The organism is Pseudomonas sp. BGI-2 (assembly GCF_004310295.1).
Taxonomy (GTDB): Bacteria; Pseudomonadota; Gammaproteobacteria; order Pseudomonadales; family Pseudomonadaceae; genus Aquipseudomonas.
Genome location: NZ_SISB01000008.1, coordinates 77,360 through 102,543, shown reverse-complemented (window position 1 = coordinate 102,543; position 25,184 = coordinate 77,360). Strand labels below are relative to the sequence as shown.

Sequence of the window (25,184 nt, the reverse complement as noted above, 5' to 3'; positions counted from 1 at the left end):
ATTTTGCTGCAACGAGTGTTCCATCTTTGGTTTGTACAGAAAAACTGTCCTTGCCAAATTGCCCCTGCATCAACGTCAGTTTAGCCACTTGCTTTCCTTACTTTAAAAATCCTCTTGTACGTTCAAGAGGAAACTTGAAAATTCCATTTCTAGCGATAGGCAGAAAACCTGACCTGTATCTTTCCAGAGGCGTCCGAGGCGCGCAGCTTGACGTCTCGGCTCACGATCCGGGTTGCACCAATTGCAAAATCGATTTGAAGAACACTGTCTGAATCCCACTTCACTGTCGGTGAGGCTTCGTGGTCAAAAAAAACATCACACTCAGCTGAATAAACCTGGTACTCAGGGTGAGCAATAACTTCATCAGTAGTCTGCAGGCTGTTAAAAACAAAAACCGTGTCCGAGCAAAACGGCGCTATCGCGCCCCCCCCTGCACGCGTGACATGAACAGCGGTGTACTTTCCGTTTGGAGACAGATAAGCCATCTTCGTCACATCATCATCGGAATCAGGACTAAGCGATAACAGGGTTATGGCGCCATATTTCAGAATCGTCAGAGCCCCCACCACCACCAGTATCAATTTCAACCCACGAGCAATGCTCAAATGACCCACCTTGAATTTCATAATATTTCCGACTTCATAGACATTGATGGATTTATCGTTTCAATCCTGACTCTTTCTCACCCGAATCCGTACAACCCTCAACGCTCGCGCAAACTCTCATCCATATGCTGTTGCAACGGACTCAAGAAGTACTCAATCACCCGTCGCTGATCAGTCTTCACTTCCGCCGTCACCGACATCCCCGGTGACAGCGCCACGCGTTGGCCGTTGATCATCAAATGGTCGGTTTTCAGGCGGATGCGGCTGCTGTAGATCGGCCCGCGTTTTTCATCGTCGATGGCGTCGTTGGAGACGCTGAGGACTTCACCGGCGACGGTGCCGTATTTGGTGAAGGTGAACGTTTCGACCTTGACCGTGACCGGTTGGCCGGCGCGGACGAAGCCGACGTCTTTGTTTTCCAGCATGGCTTCCACTTCGACCGGTTGGTCGGTGGGCACGATGACCATCAAAGGCTGGGCCGGGGTGACGACTCCGCCGACGGTGTGGATCGCCAGTTGCTGGACGGTGCCGTCCACCGGCGCAGTGAGGCTGGTGAGGGTTTCCTGGTAGCGGGCCTTGGCCAGTTCCTCGACCAGGCTGGCGGCTTTTTGATTGGCTTGTTGTTGCAGGTCGAGCATGGCGCGGCGATTTTGCGCGACCACGCCTTCGCGCCGACGCCGCGCTTCGCCTTGCGCGGCGGTGGATTGCAGGACGCTGGCCTGCTGCACGCTCAATTGGCGTTGCAGGTCGAGGCGCGCCTGTTCTTTTTCCAGGTATTCGTGCCGGGCAACGTATTGCTGCGCGAGCAAACGCTGATAGTCCTCGGCCAGTTGCGTGGCAATCGGCACGGTTTGCCGAAGGCTGGCCACCTGGGCCCGGGCGGACTGAATTTCGGCGTTGCGCTGGAGGATTTCCGCGTCGACCAATTCCAGGCTGCTGCGGTATTCCTGGTACTGCCCTTGCAGCCAGCGCTGGGCGCTGAGCACCTGTTGCGGATCGGCGTCGGTGATTGCGCCGATCAGCGATGCCGGTGGTTTCTGCTGATTGATCGCATCGAGCATTGCCGCACTGCGGGCGCCGTCGATTCTGGCGGCGAGCAGGTCGCTTTGAATCCGTCTGACGTCGGCGTCGGCGGCTGTCGGGTCGAGTTCGACCAGCAACTCGCCGACTTTCACTGCCTGACCGTCGCTGACATGAATCGCCCTGACCACCGCCGTTTCACTGGATTGAATCAGCTTGGTCTTGCCACTGGGCACGATCTTGCCCGAAGCCACGGCGACCACTTCGATCTTGCCAACACAGGCCCAAAGCAGCGCCAACACCGCAAAAGCCATGATGCTCCAGACGAAGATCCTTGGCGCCGGGTGCACGGGGGTGTCCTGCAACTCCAGCGCGGCAGGGAGAAACTGCGCCTCATGGGGCAGGCGCTGAACGCTGTCCATCTGTTTGCGCTGGCGCCAGGACTCGCGCCACGCGTGACGGTAACGCTGCATTAACGAAGGCGTTGCGCTCATGGGAAATCGATCCTTGAATCCGGAATACGGTGACTGCCGTCGCGCCTGACATGAGGCGCGGTGGACAGATCAATAACGAACTATCTGAAAGGCTGCTCAGCCCTGTTGCATACGGTGCAGTCGCGAATAGTGGCCGGCTTGATGGGCGAGCAATTCGGCATGACTGCCCTGCTCGACGATTTGCCCGCGATCGACCACCAGAATGCGATTCGCATCGCGCACCGCCGACAACCGGTGCGCGATGATGATCACCGTGCGACCCGCGCAAATGCTCTGCATGTTTTGCTGAATGATCCGCTCGGACTCGTAGTCCAGGGCGCTGGTGGCCTCGTCGAAAATCAGAATTCGCGGGTTGCCGATCAAGGCACGGGCGATGGCCACCCGTTGACGTTGACCGCCAGAAAGTGAGGTGCCGTGCTCGCCGACCATGGTGTCGTAGCCTTCGGGCAGTTCCAGAATGAACTCATGTGCGCCGGCCATGGTGGCCGCGTGCATCACCGCTTCGAGCGGCGCGCCCGGATCGCTCAGGGCGATGTTTTCGCGGATGCTGCGGTTGAACAGCATGTTGTCCTGCAATACCACGCCGATCTGTCGGCGCAGGGAGGAAACGTCAGCCAGGGCCAGGTCCATGCCATCGACCAGCACCCGGCCGCGCTCGGGCACGTACAAGCGCTGAAGCAGTCGCGTCAGGGTGCTTTTACCGGAGCCGGAACGCCCCACGACACCAATGACCTCACCGGCCGCGATCTGCAGGCTGACCCCACGCAGGACTTCCGAGCCATCGGCGCGATAACGGAAATGCACCTGGTCGAATTCGATCTGCCCCCGCAGCGGCGGCAACGCACTGCGCGTGGCCTGGGACAGTTCGGTGCGGGTGTTGAGGATGTCGCCCAGACGCTGCACCGAAACGCCGGTTTGCTGGAAGCTGGTCCACAACTGGGCCAGGCGCATGATCGGGCCGCTGACACGACCGGCGAGCATGTTGAAGGCAATCAGTTCGCCCACCGACAGTTGGCCGTCGATGACCAATCGAGCGCCCAGCCACAGGGTCGCGACCGTGACCAGTTTGCCGATCAACGACACGCTTTCATTGGCGATGGTCGACAAGGTCTGGGTCTTGAAACCGGCGGCGACATAGGCCGCCATCTGGTTGTCCCACTTGCGGATGGCCTGAGGCTCGACGGCCATGGATTTCACGGTATCGATGCCGTTCACGGTCTCCACCAGAAACGCCTGATTCTCCGCGCCCCGGGTGAAGCTGTCCTGCAACCGGGCACGCAACAGAGGGGTGACGAATAGCGAGACCAGCACGTACAAGGGCAACGACAGCAGCACGATCAGGGTCAGCCAACCGCTGTAGTAAAACATCACCAAAACGAACACCACGGAGAACAGCACGTCCAGCAACAAGGTGATGGCATTGCCGGTGAGGAAGCTGCGAATGTTCTCCAGCTCACGCACCCGGGCCACCGAATCACCGACGCGCCGCGCCTGGAAATAAGCCAATGGCAGGTTGATCAGATGCCGGAACAAGCGCGAGCCCAGTTCCACGTCGATACGGCTCGCGGTATGGGCAAACACGTAGCTGCGCAACCCGCTGAGCGCGGACTCGAACAGCATGATGCCCAACAACCCGGCGGCGATCACGTCGAGGGTGGTCAGGCCGTGATGCACCAGGACCTTGTCCATCACCACCTGGAAAAACAACGGCGTGACCAACGCAAACAGCTGCAAGGCAAAGGACACCAGCAACACTTCGCCGAGCAACTTGCGGTATTTGACGATGGCCGGAATGAACCAGGTGAAGTCAAATCGCGAGGTTTCACCCGGCAGGCCAGACTCAGAACGCACCAGCAAAAGTTCGCCGGTCCAGCGCGCCGCCAGGTCTTCGAAGGTGATGACTTCAGGGCGCTCCGCACGCGGATCCTGAATCAGTGCCTTGCCTTGATCCAGCTTGGCAATGATGAAAAACGTGCCGTCGCTATTTGTCGCAATCGCCGGTAGCGGCGTGCGGTCCAGACGGGCGATGGTGGTGTTGACCGATTTGGCCTTGAGCCCCAGCTTACGTGCGGCGAGCAGCAGTTCACGTGACGTGAACGGCTGTTGCGCGGGGGCGAACTCGTGGGCCAATTGCTCGGCAGAGGCTGCCACCGAATGAAACCGGGCCAGCATCACCAGACACACGAGACCTGTGTCTGCCATGGGCGACTCAGCGCCCCTTCCTTCATTGCTCATAAGCGTCCATGCATGCCGAATGACGGCAAAAAATTCATCAATCTTTCAACAGGTTATATCAATCTTGAAACAATTAGTATCAATGTGACATCACCGCATGAGATTTCTTTCTCTCACCTGTATGAATCAGCAATCAAAGTGCTCTGCGCTCCTCGGGCGGCAGGAAATCGCGATCGGCGTCGTAGTCTTTGGTCAGGTACATCGCCAGATCGGTCAGGTCGGTGGGGCTCAATGTCCCCGCCGCCTGTTTAAGTTTGAGCGTGTCGATGATGTAGTCGTAGCGCGCGTTGTTGTATTCACGCACCGCGCTGTACAACTGGCGCTGGGCGTTGAGCACATCAGCGGTGTTCCGCGAGCCCAGGTCACGGCCTACCTGGTTGGCCTTCACCGAGGCCTGGCCGGAGCGAATGGTCTGTCGGCGGGCCATCACCTGTTCGATATCGGAGTTGACCGCGCGGTAGAAGTTGCGGGTGTTCTGCACCACTTCGCGGCGCCGGTCTTCGCGCTCGTCTTCACTTTGTGCCAGGCGCTCGGTCGCTTCGCGCACTTGCGAACGGGTCATGCCTCCGCTGTACAACGGAATGTTCAACTCCACGCCGATGCTGCCCTGGGCCACATTGCCCCGGTAGCCATCCCGGCCGAAGTCCGTCGGGTTGCTGTAGCCAAAGCTGTCGTTGTCGCCCTTGCGCCACGACGCCACCGCGTCGACGGTCGGTGCATAACCAGCCTTGCGCTGCCGATGGGTTTGCTCGGCGGCGATCACCGCGTAATTGCTGGCTTGCAAGGCAAGGTTCTGCCGTACCGCATGGCTCACCCACTCATTGGCATCGTTGGGGGCCGGAAGCTCCACCGGTAACTGGTGCGCAATGCCTTCGATTGACGAGTACGCCTGGCGCGTCAGACGGGACAACCCTTCATACGCATCATCAACCTTGCGCTCGGCAAGTTTTCGATTGGCACCGGCGTTGTCAAAAGCGGCCTGCGCGTCGAGCACATCGGTGATGCTCGAGGCGCCATTCTGCAGACGCGCCTGAGCCTGTTGCTGCTGGCGCTTGAGCGCCGCTTCCTCGGCTTTGGACGCCGCCAGCAAATCCAGCGCACGCAAGGTTTCGAAATAGGCCTGGGCGGTTGTCAGCACCAGCCCTTGTTCCTTGGCGCCCAATTCCAGCTCGGCTTGTGCGGTACTGGCGTGAGCCGCTTCGAGTTGAAACCAGCGATCGGCACGAAACAGCGGCTGGTTGAGACTGGCTTGAAATACCGCGGTACTGCGCGAGCGTGTGAGGCCTGGCTCATCACGTTGCAGACGCACCGACTCCACCGTGCTGCCCGCGTTGAGCGTTGGCAATAAACCGGCCCGGGCTTGCGGAACACTTTCGCGCCGGGCCAGGTAATCATGCCGCGCCGCCGACAGCTGCGCGTCGTGCTCAACCGCCTGACGGTAAACCCCAAGCAAATCGGCACGATCGGAACTGGCGTCGGCCAGCACAGGGAGCGTCATTAGCGAGAGGGAGAACAGCGGAGCAAAAAAACGGGAGGGGGCAGTCATAACAATCCATGTCGAGTTGCGGTAAAACGATTCAGCCATGCTGATCAGGGCGCGCATCCTACGCTTGGCCTCGCGTCGTAACAAGGCAGAAATGTAGCTACTGGCCACCATCGGTAAAAAAGACTGCTATGTCAGTGCATTGTTCTACGCCGGATCGCCCGTATTTCCAGATCGAGGTGTTCGCGAGGACAGCCGAACCTGGCCGGCACCTTGGTGATCTCTACCGGCAAATAAAGCGAGCACTGGGTGCATCACGTCCATCCGTTGGAGTTCCATGGGATTCAAGGGCCATCCGCAGTCTGAGCCGGTCAATCAAAGTGCAAACCTGTGGGAGATTCTATGTTGCCCGGCAACCCTGAATTCTTAGCCTGACAGAATTCGATGCAGGGCCAGGCGCGATAAACGCCTGACCCTGCTGTCACGCGAGCCCCCCTCAAGTCTGAACATGGAAGCAGGTTTGCTCGGGAATAACGATGGCGCGATTTTGCTGCGGCTACTTGGGTATTTCGACGTTATCCAGCATCCGATTCGCTGCCAGCTCTGCGAGCATGATGATCTGCTGAATGGCCATCGCCGTATGCCGATGCGGGCCTTGCAGATACCCCGCGAATTCACTCGCCATCACACTCGCCGAGGCTAACGACTCACAGGTGTGAGCCAACAGGTCTTCATCTTTGATATCGGGGGCGACCATGAACATGGTGCTCGGTTTGCGGGCGACCGGGATTTTGAGAGCGGCCGGGTTGAGGTAGTGATCGAGGGCGCGTTCGGCGGCTTCGTGGAGCTTTTTGGAATCGAGTGATTCGTAGGGGGATGCCGGATCAGTGTCTGGCGGGTTTGGAGTAACTTTGCACATATTGATTCGTTCCTTGTGGGCAGCCACGCCTCGCTACTAATACGAAGGGTGGCGGCTGTACGCAGGTTAGTAGACCGGGGAACGAAGACAAAGCCGGCGCGCCCGAGGGCGCCCTACGCACAGCCACCATCAGGTACAGGCATGGAAATACCTGTCTGACAGACGCCTGTGCATGCTTCGTACCTCGGGCTACTAAACCCGATCACTGGGAATCAGTGACGGGGATCAAGTTACCGAGGGGGGCCGAAGCGCACAAGCCGGCGGATTCTGGCGTAGTCGTAGGCAACGGCGCAAGGCGCTGTAGCTTTCAGGAAGTAACGCTAAACACTTTTAAACACGAGCGCTTTTTTGTGGGAGCGAGCCTGCTCGCGAAGGCGTTGTGTCAGCCCACTTAAATACTGAATGACACTCCGCTTTCGCGAGCAGGCTCACTCCTACATTTTGATTTGCGTCGTGCACAAAATTTGTGTTCGCTGAGGATCCTGTGGGAGTGAGCCTGCTCGCGATAGCATCACCTCGGTTCCTGAGTGATACCGAGTTGCCTGCATCGCGAGCAGGCTCGCTCCCACAGGGTTTTTGGAGGGTTGGAAATTGCTGATCAGTGCTTGCGCAACCACTCGATAAACAGCGCAAACAACTCCGACTGTGAACCGATATTCAACTTCAGATAAAGATTCTTGCGGTGCATGCGCACCGTCTCTGGCGAGATGCTCATCAGGCTGGCCGTGGACTTCACGGAGTGACCCCGGAGCACCATGTGCGCCACTTCCCGCTCGCGCTCGGTCAGCAAGTCGCAGCCGAACTGCTCGAAGGCGGACTGCACGCGTTGCTTGAGATCATCGCGCACGCCTTGATTGACAGCGCTGTGCTGTAAACCCCGGCGTCCAAACTCGCAGATGAATTCCCGCACCAGCGGCTCAACCGCCCGCAGCAGATTCAGCTGTTCCACCCGCAGACCTTCCCCGCCAAAGCCTTGAAACAGGCTCACCGACACCTGGGTGTCATTGCCGGTATCGACAATATAAAAACTGTCTTCCGAACTCCCGGCCTTCAAGTAGTAAGTCTTGTAGTACTCACTGTCGAAGAAGTTGTCCGGGGCAATGTCCTCCAGGTGATAGAACCCTTCGGCCAGCCCCTGCTCCACCGCCAGGCAAAACGGGTCGAGCAAGTAGCCGCCGGAAAAATAGCGGTCGATGATCGACTCCCGGTACTTTTCCGGTATGCCACGCTGATACAACAGCTGTGGCGGGCGGTCCTTGTGCTCCAGGCTGATCATCACCGACTCGATGGACACCAGATGCCCGAAGGCCGACGCAAGAAAGTGCAGCGCGTCGGGCTCATCGATGTGGGCGAATGCCTGGCGCATCTCGCCGTGCCACTTATGCAAGGCGCCGAAGGGCAAGGCGATCAAGGTGTCGTCGTTTGGTTTGCTCATGCCCCGCAGTCTAGCCGGTGAGCCGGCACCTGGTAACCGCGGACTCGACGAACTCATTGGCCGAAGTACTGGCCGTTTTGCTCAAGTTCGCCCGCCACTTCGAGAATGCACACCCGCAGGATCTCGACGATTTCATCCACCTGCGCACACGACAGGATCAGCGGCGGTGACATGACATTGAGGTGCATGATCGGCCGCACCAGCAACCCTCGGGTCTGCGCCCGGGAATGAATCATTTCGCCAATGTTGATCTCGTCGGCGAACAACGCCTTGGTACGTTTATCGGCGACGAATTCCACGCAGGCCATGAACTTCTGGCAGCGCACATCGCCCACTAACGGCAAGTCGCTGAGTGTCGCCAAACGCTGTTCCAGATAAGCGCCGACGACATCGACATGCTCCAGCAGGTTTTCCCGCTCGATGATTTCAATGTTCTTCAAAGCCGCCGTGCAGCAGACCGGGTGGCCGCTGTAGGTGAAGCCGTGGGTAAAGCAGCGGCCCTTGCCGGGCTCGGCGATGACTTTCCAGATGCGGTCGGAAAAGATGCAGGCGCCCAATGGCAAGTAAGCCGATGTCAGTCCCTTGGCCGTGGTAATGATGTCCGGCTGAACGTCGAACACTTCATACGAAGCGAAGAATTTGCCCAAGCGCCCGAACGACGTCACCACTTCATCAGCGACAAACAGAATGTCGTAGCGCTGGCAGACTTCCCACATGCGTTTCAGATAACCCTTGGGCGGAATAATCACCCCGCCGGAGCCCATGATCGGCTCGGCAAAAAAGCCCGCCACTTTGTCCGCGCCAATGGACAGAATCTTGTCTTCGAACTCCTTGATCAGAAACTCGAGAAACTGCGCCTCGTCCATGCCATCCGGCGCCCGGTAAGGGTTGGGGTTGGAGACGTGGTGAATCTTGTCGTTGGCGTAATCGAACTCCGGCACACGGTCGGCGGCCTTGTTGCCGATCGACATCGTCAGCGTGGTGGAGCCGTGATACGCGTTGAAACGGGCGATGACGTGCTTCTTTTCCGGTTTGCCGCGGCAGTTCTGATAGTACTGAATCAACCGGTACGCGGTGTCCACGGCAGTGGAACCGCCGGTCGTCAGGAACACATGATCGAGATCGCCGGGAGCCAGGCTGGCGAGTTTCTCGCACAACTGGATGGCGACGTTGTTGGACATGTCGGAAAACGGGTTCGAGTACGCCAGTTGACGGACCTGGTCGGCAATCGCAAGTGCCATCTCCTCTCGGCCCAAACCGATGTTCGTGCACCACATGCCGCCGACAGCATCCAGAAAACGATTGCCCTGGGTGTCGTAAATATAGGCGCCGTCACCGGCAACAATGTTCAGGGAGCCCTGTTCGGCGTGTTCGTCGAACATGTGATAGCCGTGCATGTAGTGCGCTTTGTCGGCTTTGACCAATTGGGCATTATCAACGTCGGACACTGTTTTCTTAGTTGGAGTTGCCATACAAAGAACCTCAAACCGAAAAATTAAACGATCAAATTCCGCTCTTCACCGTGCTCCAGACGCGGGTCATGGCGCGCATGTCTTTTGCATCCTGGGTTTTCTGCGGAAACAGCCGCTGGCGAGTTTCGTCATCGGGATAAATCGCCGGGTTGTTGCGCACATCGGCGTGCACCAACGGCGTGGCCGCCGCATTGCTGTTGGCGTAATGAATGTAGTCAGTCACGTCCGCCATCACTTGTGGCTGCATCAAGTAATCCAGGAACTTGTGTGCGTTGGCCACGTGCGGCGCATCGGCGGGGATGTACAAGTTGTCGAACCAGATCAGCGAACCTTCCTTGGGAATGAAATAGGCCAGTTTGATTTTCAACTTGGCCTCTTCGGCGCGGGCCATGGCGGTCGCGTAATCGCCCGACCAGGTCATGGCCATGCACACATCGCCATTGGGCAGGCTGGTCAGGTAGTTGACCGAGTCGAACTTGCGGATGTAGGGCCGGACCGACAAGAGCAAATCCTGAGCGGCTTTAAGATCTTCGGGCGCTGCGCTTCTGGGGTCTCGTCCCAGGTACTTCAGGGCCAGTGGAATGACTTCAGTGGGCGCATCGACCAGGGTCACGCCGCAATCAGCAAAACGCGCGACGATTTTCGGATCGAAGATCATCGCCAACGAGCCAATCGGCGCATCCGGCATGCGTTCCAGGATTTTGTCGACGTTGTAAGTAATGCCGTTGCTGCCCCAGGTATAGGGTGCCGAGTACAGTGTGCCGGCATCAAACCCCTGCAAGTCCTGCAAGACTTTCGGGTCAAGGTTGGTCCAGCCTGGCAGCAACTTTTTATCGAGTGGCTGGAACACTTTGGCTTTGATCAGCGGGGGCGCGAGGGAGGCGTTCAACACCACCAGGTCATACCCGGAGTGGCCGGTGAGCAACTTGGCCTGAACCGTTTCATAGGCATCAAAGGTGTCGTAAATAACCTTGATGCCCGTGGCTTTCTGAAAGTCGGCAATGGTTTTTTCGCCGATGTAATCCGCCCAGTTATACAGCCGCAGCGTGTTGTTATCGTCCACTTCGGCGCCGTGGACGCCTACCGACAGCGGTAAAACTAACGCACCAAGCATCACCAAGAAGGCCTTGCGCATAGCAAATTCACCTTATCAAGCGAGTTCCGATCTGGATGAGCGGATGAATCCACTATTGAGCGATTCAGCCAACGGCACCATACCCCGAATGGGTGTGTGAGCCGGTTTGCGGCGCTCGTGACTGCCCGACATGGCAAAAAGCAGCAGTTTCGTTGACTTGTTTTGTCATAGATCCAGCGCCGGTCCCGCGCTTAGAGTGCCCCACATACAGATCACCCAGGGCACGTACATGAACGACCTGATCAAACAAGAACGAAATGAAGGCGTCCTGACGCTCACCTTTGACCGCCCCGACAAACTCAACGCGCTGAACAACAGCATGTACACGCAGCTGGCCGACCAGTTGCTGGCCGCTGATGAAGACGCTGAAACCGGCGTGATCATTCTCACGGGCGGAGCCTCGTGCTTTACCAGCGGTAACGACCTGGCGGATTTTCTCCAGCATCCGCCGACCGATCTGGACAGCCCGGCGTTTCGCCTGATGCGCGTGGTCATCCACCTGCAAAAACCGTTGATCGCGGCCGTATGCGGAGCGGCCATCGGAATTGGCACCACCCTGCTTCTGCATTGCGATCAGGTGCTGGTCACCCGCAATGCCCGGTTGCGCACGCCGTTCGTGAACCTGGGCCTGTGCCCGGAGTTTGGCGCCAGTCTGCTGCTGCCGCGCCTGCTCGGCCATGCCCGGGCAGCGCGCTTGCTGCTTTGGGGCGACAGCCTGGACGGTGCCGCTGCCGTCGCGTGCGGGTTGGCCAACGAACTATTCGACGACGGACCACAGTGCCTGGCGGCCGCCGAGCACATGGCGCGTCGACTGCTGGCGCTCCCCCAGGAAGCCCTGCGTCAATCCCGGCAATTGCTCAAACAGACGTCGATGCCGGAACTGCAAGCCACCCTTCGCCAAGAAAATTTGCTGTTCATCAAGCGCCTGAAAACCCCTGAAGCGCAGGCGGCGTTGAACGCACTCCTTAATCGCAGCACCGAAAAGAACCCCTCTACAGGAACGCCTTCATGAACACCCCAGACGTATTTGTTGTCAGCGCCGCACGCACCGCCATCGGCTCCTTTGGGGGCTCGCTCAAAGATGTCCCGCTGGCCGATCTGGCGACCACGGCCGTCAAGGCAGCCCTGGAGCGCTCCGGCGTGGACCCGGCGCAAATCGGCCATCTGGTGATGGGCAATGTGATCCCGACCGAAACCCGCGATGCGTACATTTCCCGGGTCGCCGCGATGAACGCCGGCATCCCGAAAGAAACACCCGCCTACAACGTCAACCGCCTCTGCGGTTCCGGCCTGCAAGCCATTATCAGCGCGGCCCAGACCTTGATGCTCGGCGACGCCGAGATCGCGATCGGCGCTGGTGCCGAATCCATGAGCCGCGGCCCGTACCTGATGCCGTCCGCCCGTTGGGGTGCACGCATGGGCAACGTTCAGGCCATCGACTACATGCTGGGCATCCTGCATGACCCGTTCCACGGTATCCACATGGGCATCACCGCCGAGAACGTCGCCCTGCGCAACGGCATCACCCGCGACATGCAGGACGCCCTCGCCCTGGAAGATCAAAAACGCGCGGCGTTCGCGATCGCCAATGGCTACTTCAGTGAGCAGATTGCTGCGGTCGAAATCCGCGATCGCAAGGAAACAACGCTGTTCAGCATCGACGAACATCCTCGTTCCACCTCGATTGAACAACTCGCGCAGATGAAGCCGGCGTTCAAGAAGGACGGTTCGGTCACTGCCGGAAATGCCTCGGGCCTGAACGACGGTGCCGCGGCACTGGTCATGGCCACCGGCAAGGCAGTTCAGGCCAACAACCTGCGCCCGCTCGCCCGCCTGGTCAGCTACGCCCACGCCGGTGTAGAACCAGAACTGATGGGCCTGGGCCCGATTCCCGCCACCCGCCTGGCACTCAAACGCGCAGGCCTGACGACCGCTGATATGGACGTGATCGAAGCCAACATCGCCTTCGCCGCCCAGGCCTGCGCGGTCAGCCAGGAACTGGATCTCGACCCGGCCAAGGTCAACCCGAACGGCTCGGGCATTTCCCTCGGTCACCCAGTGGGCGCGACAGGGGCAATGATTGCCACCAAAGCTATCCACGAATTGCACCGCGTCAACGGCCGATATGCGCTGGTGACCATGTGCATTGGTGGTGGGCAGGGGATTGCGGCGATTTTTGAGCGGGTTTGAGGTTAGAGCGACAGTAATCAAATGTGGGAGCTTGCTCGCGATTTCGGTATGTCAGTCAAGAATTTTCTCGACTGTACGGCCGCTATCGCGAGCAAGCTCACTCCCACAGGGTCTTGCGGTTTAGATGTTTTTTTCGTCGATCCCGGCCTGCAGCGATTGGCTGTCGTAATGACCGCCAAGGGTTACAGGACCGAGTTTGACGCTGTGCTCATCCGGGGTTGAAACAACCGGTTTGCCGCCTTCACCTTTTGCCTTTTCAGGCAAATCCAGACCGGCGTTGACCCCGTAATCACGGTTGCTCACGCTCGCAGTGCTGACCTCGGAACCACCCAGGTCAACACGGCCTTCAGTGGCCGCAATCCGCGCGCCGGTCAGTTGTGTTGCGCCGCCAACCTTCAGGTTCACACCCTGGGTGCCACTGATGCCGGAAGCCTGGCCGACGCTGTCTTTGTGCGCGTAATCGCCTTCCAGTTTCAGCGTCGGTTTGTAGTCGGTTCCGCCCAGCTTGCTGTTCTCGGCCACGTTGTCCTTATCGGCCGGTGCAGCCTTCTTGCCCGTCAGGCCGAGGTCCACATCAAGCTTGGCGCTGGTCTGGCTGTACTGGCGACTTTCCACGTTCAAGTCACCGCCCACCTTGCCGCTGACGGTCGCCGCATCAATCCGCGCCCCCGCCAGATACGTATCCCCCGCGCTGTTCAACACCACGCTGTCAGCCTTGATCTGGCTGTTCTGCTGGCTCGTGCCGCGCACAACATCAACTCCGACCTTGGCCCCGGCATTGAAGCCGTGATCACTGGCGACGACGTTCTTTTCATCCGTGACAACCGGTGTGCTGTTGCTCAGGTTACCGCCGGCATTCAGTGCCACATTCCAGTTAGTCCGGGTCTGAGTGGACTGGGCCGATTCCTGATAGATGCCGCCGCGATGCGCATCGAGGCTGACGCTCGGGGCGTTGACTTGGGTGCCTTGCAGGTGGATCGCATCGCCGCTGAGGGCGATTTTGTCCTGGCTATTGAGCTGGCCACCGGTGAAGGTCCGGGTCGTTTCATTGACCCGACCGATGTTGAAATTGCCGCTCAGATTTCCGCCCTGATCAGCGCTTTTCTCTGTGCTGGTTTTGCTGCCGCCCACCTTGAGGCCACCCCCTAGGTTGCTGCCGGTGGTGTTGTGGGTGTCGGTCGCCGCTTGCAGATCGAGTTTGCCGCCAGCCTTCAGGTCAATACCGCCCAGCGTGTCGACCTTCGTCCCTTGCAGGATTTGGTCGCCATCGCTGCTCAGCAGCACTGGACCTTTGCCCTGAATACTCGCTACCTGAGCCTGGCTGTCCCGGGTCTGTTTGCCGGTGTGATCGAGCTGGAAACCGGCGCCCAGATCCACATTGGTGCCGTTGGTGCCCGGCGCAGTGCCGACGTTCAACGAGCCGTTCCCGCGCAGGCTGGAGGTGTCGCTGCTCTGGCGATCATTGGCCTGGTTCAGCGCCAGTTCACCACCGGTCTTGATCGCAACACCGCCCTGCCCGCCGTCAAAATGGCTGCCTTCGAACTGACCATCGCCACGCAGGTTGATGTTCACTCCTTCACTGCCGGCATAGCTGCCGACCACGGCGCTGGAGCTGTCCTTGTGCGTCCGACTGCTTCCGCCCGCACCACTGCCGGCGACGTTCACGTCCTCACCGGTTTTGGTGTAGACCCGCACATCTGCCTTGGCGTCCAGTGCCTGATCGGTGCTGCTGCGGGTATTGCTCGCAGCGCTCGCCACCAACGTATCGGCGGTGATGTTTACCTTGCCCGCGCTCGCCTGGTACTGAGTGCCCTGGTCCTGCAACGTCCCGGCGACTTTCACGTCCACGGTGCCGCCCTTGAACTGGCTGACCACGGCGTTGCCGGTTTGCTCGGTGTGGCGGGTGTTCTGATGACCGATAGCGAGGTCGATGCCGACATTCGGCTGGCCGAGATTGGCCAGTGCATCCTTGTCCGGCACTTTACCGGCCAGCACGTCCTTGACCGCACCGGCGATCAGCCGGGCGATGTCCTTGTACTCGACGTTGGCACCGATGTCCGCCGACCAGCTGCTGTCTTTATGGGTGCTGCTGTCAGTGTTATTAGTGGCGCGATTGTCGACATCGACCGCCGCGACATTCAGACCTTTGCCGGCATCAAGACGCGCGCCTTCGGTGGTGAGTTTGCCGGTGTTGATGTTCAGGATACCGCTGCTCTGCACGCCCGTGGTTTGCGCAGTGGTTTTGCCGGTGGTGTCTTGCGAGGTGGTGTGCGCGAAGTCGACGCCGCTGCCGGCACGGTCGAGGCCGCCGGTGTAGTAGAAGCCGCCGCTGGTGCTGGTTTTGTCCGTTGTGGTGCTGTGGCTGTCCTGCTCGGCCAGCAGCGAGACGTTTTTGCCGGTCAGCGTCGTATCGCCGTGGGTCGCATTGACCTCGGCGCCTTTAAGCGTCAGGTCGCCTCCCGCCGTCAGTTGCACAGTGCCGGCGCTGAGGCTTGAGCCCTGCTGTTTGACGTCGTTGCTGGTCATGTTTTGTTGCTTGTCTTCGTAGTGCACACCGGCACGATACTGGCCGGCGTCTGGGGCGTTTTCCTTGGCGTAGGCATCGAAGCCGCGCGTCTCGGTGGTCGTGCTGCTGTCGCGGGTGTTTTGTGCGGAATGCACCTGCACATCCCCCGCCGCTTCCGCGTTCAGAGTGCCGCCGGCCTTGACCGTGGAACCGGCCACTTCGATGTCCTTGGCGCTCTTGAGCGTGAGGTTGCTGTCCGACGTCAGCTCACTGCGCACCGTGCTGCTGCCCTTGGCGTTCTGCCGGGTTTCGTCCTTGGTGATGCCGAAGAACTTGCTGTCCTTGTCGTGGTTGTTGGCGTGGGAAGTGTCTTGCACGCCATCGATCACCAGCGAACCCTTGTCGCTGATGACGCTGGATTCAGAACCGCCGCGCACCTGGCTGCCGCTGATGCGTACGTCATCGGCCTTGACGATCAGCTTGCCGGACGCGTTGATTTTACTGCCCTGATTCTGGGTTTTGCCCTGATCGGCGTCGCCGGTCTTGCCGAAGAAACCGCCGCCCACCAGATCGCCCGAGTAACGGTTGTCGCTGTTGCGCTGAGTGCGGCTGGCGCTGGTGATTTCCACCTGCTTGCCCGCGAGGTGGATGTCGCCGGCGCTGTTCAGCTCAGCACCTTCGGAACGCAGCAACGAGGCGGTCTGCAGGGCGATGTTGCCGCCCTTCAGTTGGCTGGTGATGCTGCGCTGCTCTTCGCTGCGGGTGTCCCAATCGGCTTTCCACAGGTGTTTGCGGTGGTTGCCCTGATCGGTCTGGGTGTGGCTTTCGGTGGCGACGCTCAGGCGTAAATCGCCACCGCTTTGCACGCTGAGATTCTTTGCCGCTTCAATCTTGGCAGCGTTCAATTCCGTGTCGCCAGCGGACGACAGTTGCGCGTCCCGGCTGGCGAGAATCCGGCTGCCGTGCTGGCGTGAATCGCTGTCGGTCTGCGTGCGATCGTAGGTTTCCCAGGTGATGCCGATGGTGCTGTTGTTCCAGTTTTCGCGTTTCTCCTGGAGATGGCGGCTTTCGACGGTGGTCAGGGTCAGGTTGCGTCCGGCGGCGAGTTTGACGTCGCGACCGCTGACGTCGGTGGCGGCCAGGGTCAGGTCCTTGCCGCTGTGCAGGCCGACGTCGCCCTGGCTGCTGCGCACGCCGGCCTGGACCACATCGAGGCTGTCGGGAACCGCTTGGCCGCTGATGCTCAAATCCCCTGCCGAGCGAATCTGCACGCCATCGCGGCCCGCGACCTGTACCGGCCCGACCCGCACGCCCGCGCCTTCGGCGGTGCTGACGATGTTGATGCGCCCGGCCTGCATGGCGCCAAACAGGCTGGCGTCGATGCGTTGATCGCTGGTGTTGCCGGTCGGGTCCACGGCTTTCACCTGACCCGAGGCGTAATCCACTTGATTGCGGCCGACGGTGAGACTCAGCTGATCCCGAGCGTTGAGGCTGCCCTGGCTGTCGATGCGCGGGGCGATCAGGTTGATCGAGCCCTCACGGTTTTGCAGGCCCGCGCCCTGAATCTGCAACGTCCCGGAGGCATCACGGGTGTTCAGGGATTGCAGCTTGCCGTCGTTCAATTCGGGGCGGCCGACCACCAGGTTGGCGTTCGGCGTGTTGATGAAACTGCCGCCGTTCACCGAAATGCCGTTGGGGTTGGCCAACACGTAATCGGCGGCGCGGCCGAAGATTTCCTGGGCACCGTTGATGGCCGAAGCGTTGCGGCTGACCACTTCGTTGAGGATCACACTCGCGGCCTGGCCCTGGAGTTGCGGGTTGGCGGCCAGTTGCCCGGCGAGCTGGGACTGCCCGGCCTGCAAGGCGTTGTTCAACACCAGGCCCTGGCGATCGACGTTGTAGTCGAGGAACTGGTTATGCGACAGGCCCGAGCCATTGGGCGCAACGATATTGACGATCGGCACGCCGCCCTGGGTTTGCAGTTGCGCGTTGCCGCCGGGGCCCGGCGCGACCACCACACCACCCGCCAGAGCACTTGGCAGATGGGCAATCAGGAACAGGCTGGCAATCGCCCAGCGCAGTTTTCCCCGAGGGGAAAGATGGAACGCAAATGTTTGTTCAGGCATAGGAACCTCTCAATAAAAGTGCGGCATCACGTTGCGCGTTGGGATGATTGCCGAGGCTGTCGCGCACAGGTCCGACGGCTGAATGTTTATAGGGTGAGGCGGTGGTCATATCTGCAACCCCACGCGCATCAGCCAGGTCTCTGGCTCATGCCTTAAACCGCTGGGGGTGTTGAGGCTGCGTTGGTAATCGACGTCCACTTGCAGGTTTTTCCAGCTCAGGTTGACCCCGGCGCTGGCACCGCTCAGGCGTTGCCCCTGGGCGCCGTGGTCGGCCTTGATCCAGCCGTTGTCCAGACCTAGGCGCGGGGTGACCAGCACCGGCAAATCGCTGCGCAACGGCAGACGCAACGTGTTACGCCAGATCGCGCCGCTGGCGCCGGACGCACTGTTGACCCGGTAACCGCGCACGGCGGAATCATCGGTGCCGAGCAGTTGTTCGATGGCGGGCAGCGGATCAGGGCTGTACTGCACGTTCAACTGACTTTGCCACTGCCACGTCTGCTGGCCGAACCGACCGTTGCGCCACTGGCTGAGGCCGGCGCGGTACTTGCGAAACTGCGCCTTGGGCAGGTTGTTGACCTGGCGCGGTGCATCGTCATCAGCACCGAGCCAGCGCAGGCCCTGGGCGTAATTGACGTCCAGATTCCACACGGCGCTGTTGAGCCAGAACAGGTTCAAACCGGCTTCGGCCACGGTCAGGGTCGGGCTCTGGATACCGAGGCGAATGTTCTCCAGATAGCTGTCGACGTCTTTGTGGGCCAGTTGCAGATTGGCGCTGAGCTGACGGCTTTGATCGCGCCACAACACCCGGTCGGCGCGCACGCTGAGCTGGTCGGTGATGCCGGTGTTGTGGAATTTCAGGGTGCTGAGTTTGAACGGCGCGCGGTATTCGGCATGGCTGGCGAATACGCTGTAGGTCCAGTAACCGTAAGGAATGGCGTAGTAAACGCTGGCGTTACGGCTGTAACGATCGCCGTGATTGAGGGTGTCGCTGACGCTCACGTTGAGGGCGTCGTTGAGCTCCAGCGGACTGTCGAGGCTCAGGCTCAAGGTGTCGCGATCACGCCCGGTGCTGGCGCTGCCGAGGTTGTCGACGCCCAGGCCCAACGCCCAGCGTGACTGACCGCTGGAGCGCGAGCGCAGGATGATTCGCGAGGCGCCGGGCTGGGTGCCGGGGGCGATGTCGGCGGTCAGGTCAAGCGAACGCAAGCGGTTCAGCTGATCCAGGCCTTGCTCAAGATCGCGCAGGTACAGCGGCTTGCCGAGCATCCCGGGGAACGCCCCGCCGAGGGACACTGGCAGGCTCTGGTCGGCCAGTTCGATGGACTCGACGTAACCTTCATCGACCACGATGTCCAGCGATTGCCCGGCTGCCGGAGCGCTGCGCAGGTACGGCCGGCTGGCGATGTAGCCCGCGTCCACATAGAGGCCGGTGATGGTTGCCAGCAGATGGTTGATCTGTCCGACGCCCATGCACGACGACAGTTGCGGTTTGATCCGCTCGTTGAGCGTTTGGCTGCTGATCAGGGTGACACCGCCCACGCGCGTGCCACTTAGGGGCCAGCAGCGTTCATCGGCAGGAGCACTGGCGGAGACGGCCGGCGTCAACGGTGCCGGACCAAAGCTGCCGCGTTCCAGTTGCCGACGGCGCTGGTCCAGTTGCAGTTGTTGCAGATCGCGCTGTTGCTGTTGTTGCTGGCGCAGCACTTCCTGACCTGGGGCGGAAGGCTCTGCCGCCTGGAGTGTAAAAACACTCAGGCTCAACGACGAAGCCAACAACAGCGTGCAAGGCGAGGATCTACGACGAGGTACAACGCGAAACGAATCCGGCACTCAACATCCTTGTCATCATCAAATGGCTTAATGCCATCCCATCAATGCGAGTGATAGTCAGATCGTTCCTACACAAATGCAAGAATTTGCCTACAACGCTTACATTTCTTAAACAATTGGTTTGCGTGCTGTTCCCGCCAACACCAAGGCGAGCGCGCCGAACAGCAGCAACGTTTCGCCCTGCGCCTTTGAAGCGGTCGCGCAGCAGGGTTTGCGTGACGACCGAGCCCACCGCCGCACCGAACGCGGCCAGCGCCTGGGCCATCAGCAGCGCCTCGAACGTGCGGGCGTTCAGCGCCAGCACCGAGGCACCGGCATACAACGCCAACCCGGCGAGCATCGAGGGCCGACGGCCGACGCGATCACACATCCGCCCCCACACCACCACGCCGAAGGCGAACGCCAGGAAATACACCGACAGGGTTTGCGCGGCTTGTTGCGGGGCGACGGCAAAGGCCTGGCCGATCACCGCGTGTTGCAGTTGTTCGGTGGCGTCGAGGTTGGCGAGCAACGCTTCTTCGGCAGCCACCGCAATGCTGCCAGCATGGCGACGGCGACCAAAGTCTTCGCCTTCGCCATCAGTGCATCGGCATGCTTTCTCGGTGGTTCGATGATCCCGCTGGTGTTCACCACCGCGTTCTTTTTCTTCACCGGCAAACAACGGGTGATCGCGGCCGCGACCATCGGCGCGGTGGCTTCGCTGGCACCGACCCTGGGGCCGGTGATCGGTGGCTGGATCACCGACATTTCGTCCTGGCACTGGCTGTTCTACATCAACCTGGTGCCGGGTATCTTCGTCGCGGTAGCGGTGCCGATGCTGGTGAAAATCGACCAGCCGGAACTGTCGCTGCTCAAGGGCGCCGACTATTTGAGCATGGTATTCATGGCGCTGTTTCTCGGCTGCCTGGAATACACCCTCGAAGAAGGCCCGCGCTGGAACTGGTTCAGTGACAGCACGATTCTGACCACGGCATGGATCAGCGGCCTGGCCGGCCTGGCCTTCATCGGCCGAACCTTGCACGTGGCCAACCCGATCGTCGATTTGCGCGCCTTGAAAGACCGCAACTTCGCCCTCGGCTGTTTCTTTTCATTCGTCACCGGGATCGGCCTGTTCGCGACCATTTACCTGACGCCGTTGTTTCTTGGCCGGGTGCGTGGCTACGGTGCGCTGGACATTGGTCTGGCGGTTTTCTCCACCGGGGTGTTCCAGATCATGGCGATTCCGCTGTACGCCTTTCTGGCCAATCGCATTGACCTGCGCTGGATCATGATGACCGGCCTTGGGCTGTTCGCGATGTCGATGTGGGATTTCAGCCCGATCACCCATGACTGGGGGGCTAAAGAATTGATGCTGCCGCAAGCACTGCGCGGAATTGCCCAGCAACTGGCGGTGCCGCCAGCGGTGACATTGACCCTCGGCGGACTGGCACCGGCGCGGCTCAAACATGCTTCGGGGCTATTCAACCTGATGCGAAACCTGGGGGGCGCCATCGGCATCGCCGCGTGTGCGACCATTCTCAACGACCGCACCAACCTGCACTTCACCCGGTTGGCGGAGCACCTGAACAGCACCAACGAATCACTGAATCAGTGGCTGTTCCAGGTGGGCAACAACTTCGCCGCCCTCGGCCAAAGCGGTGACGTGGGCGTCACCGCCAGCCTGCATCAGCTATGGCTACTGACCTTTCGCGAAGCCCAGACCCAGACCTATGGCGACGCGTTTCTGATGATTATGGTCTGCTTCATCATCGCCACGACGATGGTGCCCTTGATGCGCAAGGTGCAACCACCGGCCGCGCCGTCAGCAGACGCTCACTGATCAGGCTTGAGGCATTTTGCGGAAGCCGACTGCCAGACGGTTCCAGGCATTGATGGTGGTAATGGCCACGGTCAAGTCGACCAGTTCTTTCGGGCTGAACTCGGACGCCGCCAGTTCGTAATCCTCATCGGGCGCGTGAGTCTGGCTCAGCAGTGTCAAGGATTCAGTCCAGACCAGCGCCGCACGTTCACGCGGGGTGAAGAACGGCGTTTCACGCCAGGCCGACAGCGTGTACAGACGGCGCTCGTCTTCACCGCCCTTTCGGGCATCGGCGCTGTGCATATCCAGGCAGAAGGCGCAGCCGTTGATTTGCGAAGTACGAAGCTTGACCAGCTCGATCAGGGTCTTTTCCAGCGGCAGCTTCGACACCGCGGTTTCCAGCGCGATCATGGCTTTGAGTGCGTCGGGGGAAGCGGTGTAGAAATCGATGCGAGGTTTCATGGTGGGCTCTAATAGCAAGGGGGGGGCGGAGCTAAGTTAGTCCTGTCGGCTCCGCTGACAAATAGCCAATATTTCAGAAGTCGAGGAGGCCATTGAAGGATTTGACGATGGTGGATTGCTGATCCGCACATTCTGCGGCGAGCCTGCTGCCGACTTGCCCGCAAACCGCGTAGCGGCCATCCACCGCAGAACTAAGCCCGGTTACGCAACCACTGCAAAAACCCTCTCTTCGCCACCACCTTCGGCACTTCCTGGGTCAACGACTGCGCCTTGTGCAAACGGAAATCCAGCAACGCCTTCATCGCTTCGCTGATGTCGTGGCGCGCATCCAGGCACGGTTTGAGGTAGTCCTTCTCGATCCGGTACAAGCTGCAGGCGGTCTTGGCGCTAAACTCGGCCGGCAACGCGGTATCGGACAAAACCCCGCCCTCGCCGATCACCTCGCCCGGCCCCATGCGCCCGGATTCAAACTTGATCCCGCCACGGCTCAATTGCACCGAGACCACGCCGGATTCGATGATGAACAGGTGATCGCTGACCTCCCCCGCCGGCAAGATCATTTCACCGGCGCGGAAGGTTTGCAGCTTCATGTTCTGGCTGAAGGTGTCTTTCTCTTCCTGGCGCAGGGTCGAGAAAATGTTCGAGCTGTCCAGCAACGCCCGCGGCCGTGACAGCTCGGCAGGCGCGTTGGATTCGACGCTCGACAACAGGCTGACGCCGGATGCTTGCAAATGCCGGTACGCCAGGTCGAACAGCAGGTTGCGAACAATGCGCTTCTGATCCATGGAGACTACGAAACCACTGATTTCGTACTCCACGCCACTGGCGCTGGAACCTTTCAACGATACGTTTGGCGCCGGTTTGTTCAACAGAAAACGGCAACCCTGCATCGCCCGCTCCAGCGCGTCGAGCACCGTTTGCGGGCGCGCGTGCGGGCTCAGTTGCAGGCTGATCGAGACGCCGAACATATCGCTCGGTCGGCTGAAATTGATGATCTTGGCCTTGGCCGCCAGCGAGTTGGGAATCACCGCCATGCTGCCCTGGGAGGTTTGCAGGCGTGTGGCGCGCCAGTCGATGTCGGTGACCCGGCCTTCGGTGCCGTCGATGGAGATCCAGTCATCCAGTTGATAGGGTTTGGTGGTGTTGAGGACGATCCCCGAAAACACGTCGCTCAGGGTGCTTTGCAAGGCGAGGCCGACGATGATCGCCAACGCACCGGAGGTGGCGAGCACGCCCTTGACCGGCAGTTCAAGCACATAGGCCAGGGCGGCGATGACGGCGATCAAAAAGATCACCGCACCGAGCAAATCCTGCAGCAACCGCCCGGTGTGCCCGACCCGTTGCATCATCACCGCACCGATCAGCACGGTCAAAGTACGCGCGCCGAACAGCCACCAGCCGATCTGCAAACCCGTGGCCGCCAGGTGCAGCGGCACGTTATCGGCCCACGGTGCCGGCTCCAGCGGGTTCAAGCCTTCGTTGAACAGTAAGACGCTGAACAGCGCGAAAATCACCAGCCGTACGACCAGTTTCCAGTTGCTGCCATTGGCACTGAGCAGGCGCCATAGCCCAAGATCGATAAGGATCAAAATCATCGCGCAGATCAATGGGTGATCGGTAAGCAGTGACAGCATCAAGCAACTCCAGCCATGTACGGATGGGCACAGTGTAGGAGCAATTGCGGATTTGATAACACCACAAAAAACTGTGGGAGCGGGCTTGCTCGCGATAGCGGTGTAACAGTCAACTTAGTCGTTGAATGTTACTCCGCCTTCGCGAGCAAGCCCGCTCCCACAGGGGATGAGTGTTGTCAGGGTTATTTGCTGTCGGTCAGGGCGTTGTAGCTGGTAAACAGGTTGCGGTAGTCCGGGATGTGGTTGGAGAACAAGGTGCCCAAGCCTTCCACGTCGTTGCGCCAGTCGCGATGCAGCTCACAGGCCAGGCCGAACCAGGTCATCAATTGCGCGCCGGAGGACGACATACGGTCCCAGGCCGATTGACGGGTCAGTTCGTTGAAGGTGCCGGAAGCGTCGGTCACCACGAACACATCGAAGCCTTCAGCCAGGGCCGACAGTGCCGGGAAAGCCACGCAAACCTCGGTCACCACGCCGGCGATGATCAACTGTTTCTTGCCGGTCGCTTTGATTGCCTTGACGAAGTCTTCGTTGTCCCAGGCATTGATCTGGCCGGGACGGGCAATGTAAGGCGCGTCCGGGAACAGCGCCTTGAGTTCAGGCACCAGTGGGCCGTTCGGACCGGTTTCGAAACTGGTGGTGAGGATGGTCGGCAGCTTGAAGTACTTGGCCAGGTCAGCCAGGGCCAGCACGTTGTTCTTGAAACGGTCCGGCTCGATGTCGCGCACCAGAGAAAGCAGACCCGCCTGGTGATCGACCAACAGAACGGCGGCGTTATCCTTGTCGAGACGTCTGTAAGAAGTAGTCATGGGAGTAATCCTCGCTTTTTATCGATGCCGAACGGGCCGGCTTGAATGAATCCTGATGTGGGTTAAACGCGGCCAGGCAAGGGTAGTCCCCAAGTCCGGCACGCCAGCGCAGTACAACAAAGTGTTCAATCGCTCATCCGACCGAACCGGCCTGACTGGAAGTCAGCAAAGGCCTGATGAATTTCTTGCTCGCTGTTCATCACGAACGGGCCGTGGCCGACAATCGGTTCGTCGATCGGCTCGCCGCTGAGCAGCAACACCACAGCGTCGTTATTGGCTTCCAGGCTGAGCTGATGGCCATCGCGTTCGAACAACGCCAACTGCCCTTCGCGCACCAGTTCCTGGCCGTTGACCTGAACCGTGCCGCGCAGCACCACCAGCGCGGTGTTGCGACCGTCGTGCAGATCCAGGGTCAACAGCTTGCCGCCGTTGAGGCGCAGATCCCAGACGTCGATCGGCGTAAACGTGCGCGCCGGGCCGGTGTGCCCCTCGAACTCGCCAGCGATCAAGCGCAGGCTGCCAGCCTTGTCCTTGAGCGGGATGCTCGGGATGTCGCCATCGAGAATCGTCTGATAACCGGCATCGGCCATTTTGTCCCGGGCCGGCAGGTTGACCCACAGCTGAACCATTTCCAGGGTGCCGCCGCTCTTGGCGAACCCTTCGGAGTGGAATTCTTCATGGAGAATCCCCGACGCCGCGGTCATCCATTGCACATCGCCAGGGCCAATCTTGCCGCCGCTGCCGGTAGAGTCGCGGTGCTCCAGTTCGCCCTTGTAAACGATAGTTACGGTTTCGAACCCGCGGTGTGGATGCTGACCAACGCCACGACGCTCGGTGGTCGGGGTGAACTCAGCAGGGCCCGCATGATCGAGTAGCAAAAACGGACTGATGTGTTTGCCCAGGTTGTCGTAGGAAAACAGCGTGCGAACCGGGAAACCGTCGCCGACCCAGTGGGTCCGTGGGCTGGTGTAGATACCGATGATGTTTTTCATCCTGCCTCCAAATTCGTTGTTTGACGCGATGGATTA

Annotated in this window: 17 protein-coding genes and 1 pseudogene; 3 read left to right on the top strand and 15 right to left on the bottom strand. The window is 60.0% G+C overall.

The genetic code is table 11. The features are described 5' to 3' along the window. Positions 1 to 149: 149 nt before the first annotated feature. From EYC95_RS07980 to EYC95_RS07945, 8 genes are all read right to left on the bottom strand, one after another. Positions 150 to 626 carry a hypothetical protein gene (locus tag EYC95_RS07980; protein WP_131059868.1) on the bottom strand — a complete coding sequence of 159 codons (477 nt, stop codon included), beginning with the start codon at positions 624 to 626 and terminating at the stop codon, positions 150 to 152. A gap of 77 nt (positions 627 to 703) precedes the next feature. Continuing rightward, entirely contained in the window at positions 704 to 2,119 is a 1,416-nt protein-coding gene (locus EYC95_RS07975; protein WP_131059867.1) for an HlyD family type I secretion periplasmic adaptor subunit, read from the bottom strand. Positions 2,120 to 2,215: 96 nt separating this feature from the next. Further along, positions 2,216 to 4,354 (bottom strand): type I secretion system permease/ATPase, encoded by a 2,139-nt coding sequence (locus EYC95_RS07970; RefSeq protein ID WP_131059866.1) that lies wholly within the window; start codon positions 4,352 to 4,354, stop codon positions 2,216 to 2,218. A 133-nt stretch (positions 4,355 to 4,487) separates the two neighbouring features. Beyond that, positions 4,488 to 5,900, bottom strand: a complete 1,413-nt coding sequence (locus EYC95_RS07965) for a TolC family outer membrane protein (RefSeq protein ID WP_131059865.1) — start codon at positions 5,898 to 5,900, stop codon at positions 4,488 to 4,490. Positions 5,901 to 6,393: 493 nt separating this feature from the next. After that, a complete protein-coding gene (locus EYC95_RS07960) occupies positions 6,394 to 6,756 on the bottom strand; it encodes a DUF6124 family protein (RefSeq protein WP_131059864.1) in 363 nt (120 codons plus the stop codon). 598 nt (positions 6,757 to 7,354) lie between these two features. Then, the gene (locus EYC95_RS07955; RefSeq protein WP_371928409.1) at positions 7,355 to 8,191 is read right to left on the bottom strand and encodes a helix-turn-helix transcriptional regulator; all 837 of its coding nucleotides are present in this window, start codon (positions 8,189 to 8,191) and stop codon (positions 7,355 to 7,357) included. Between the two features lie 53 nt (positions 8,192 to 8,244). Next, positions 8,245 to 9,663, bottom strand: coding sequence for an aminotransferase (locus EYC95_RS07950; protein WP_131059862.1), 1,419 nt, complete (start codon positions 9,661 to 9,663; stop codon positions 8,245 to 8,247). Between the two features lie 31 nt (positions 9,664 to 9,694). Continuing rightward, entirely contained in the window at positions 9,695 to 10,798 is a 1,104-nt protein-coding gene (locus EYC95_RS07945) for a polyamine ABC transporter substrate-binding protein (protein WP_131059861.1), read from the bottom strand. A 229-nt stretch (positions 10,799 to 11,027) separates the two neighbouring features. Between EYC95_RS07945 and EYC95_RS07940 the strand changes: the two genes are divergently transcribed. Further along, positions 11,028 to 11,810: an enoyl-CoA hydratase gene (locus EYC95_RS07940; protein ID WP_131059860.1), complete on the top strand. Its 783-nt coding sequence runs from the start codon at positions 11,028 to 11,030 to the stop codon at positions 11,808 to 11,810. Further along, a complete protein-coding gene (locus EYC95_RS07935; RefSeq protein ID WP_131059859.1) occupies positions 11,807 to 12,988 on the top strand; it encodes an acetyl-CoA C-acyltransferase family protein in 1,182 nt (393 codons plus the stop codon). The genes EYC95_RS07940 and EYC95_RS07935 overlap by 4 nt, the downstream gene beginning before the upstream one ends. A 120-nt stretch (positions 12,989 to 13,108) precedes the next feature. Here the strand turns inward: EYC95_RS07935 and EYC95_RS07930 are convergent, their stop codons facing one another. The 3 genes and pseudogenes from EYC95_RS07930 to EYC95_RS07920 all read right to left on the bottom strand — a co-directional run. Next, on the bottom strand, positions 13,109 to 17,620 hold the full coding sequence (locus EYC95_RS07930) for a hemagglutinin repeat-containing protein (RefSeq protein WP_131059858.1): 4,512 nt from the start codon (positions 17,618 to 17,620) through the stop codon (positions 13,109 to 13,111). 105 nt (positions 17,621 to 17,725) lie between these two features. Then, positions 17,726 to 19,453 (bottom strand): ShlB/FhaC/HecB family hemolysin secretion/activation protein, encoded by a 1,728-nt coding sequence (locus EYC95_RS07925; RefSeq protein WP_131059857.1) that lies wholly within the window; start codon positions 19,451 to 19,453, stop codon positions 17,726 to 17,728. A 181-nt stretch (positions 19,454 to 19,634) separates the two neighbouring features. Next, positions 19,635 to 19,919: pseudogene (locus tag EYC95_RS07920) on the bottom strand (MFS transporter); the annotation flags it as partial. A gap of 78 nt (positions 19,920 to 19,997) precedes the next feature. Between EYC95_RS07920 and EYC95_RS07915 the strand changes: the two are divergent. Continuing rightward, entirely contained in the window at positions 19,998 to 21,272 is a 1,275-nt protein-coding gene (locus EYC95_RS07915) for a DHA2 family efflux MFS transporter permease subunit (RefSeq protein WP_256656918.1), read from the top strand. Here EYC95_RS07915 and EYC95_RS07910 read toward each other — a convergent pair whose 3' ends face one another. The 4 genes from EYC95_RS07910 to EYC95_RS07890 form a co-directional block, all read right to left on the bottom strand. After that, positions 21,273 to 21,713 (bottom strand): carboxymuconolactone decarboxylase family protein, encoded by a 441-nt coding sequence (locus EYC95_RS07910; protein WP_131059856.1) that lies wholly within the window; start codon positions 21,711 to 21,713, stop codon positions 21,273 to 21,275. Between the two features lie 191 nt (positions 21,714 to 21,904). Beyond that, complete coding sequence (locus tag EYC95_RS07905) at positions 21,905 to 23,347, bottom strand: mechanosensitive ion channel domain-containing protein (protein WP_131059855.1); 1,443 nt, start codon at positions 23,345 to 23,347, stop codon at positions 21,905 to 21,907. A gap of 182 nt (positions 23,348 to 23,529) precedes the next feature. Beyond that, entirely contained in the window at positions 23,530 to 24,156 is a 627-nt protein-coding gene (gene ycaC / locus EYC95_RS07895) for an isochorismate family cysteine hydrolase YcaC (protein ID WP_131059853.1), read from the bottom strand. A gap of 125 nt (positions 24,157 to 24,281) precedes the next feature. After that, the gene (locus tag EYC95_RS07890) at positions 24,282 to 25,148 is read right to left on the bottom strand and encodes a pirin family protein (protein ID WP_131059852.1); all 867 of its coding nucleotides are present in this window, start codon (positions 25,146 to 25,148) and stop codon (positions 24,282 to 24,284) included. Positions 25,149 to 25,184: the final 36 nt, after the last annotated feature.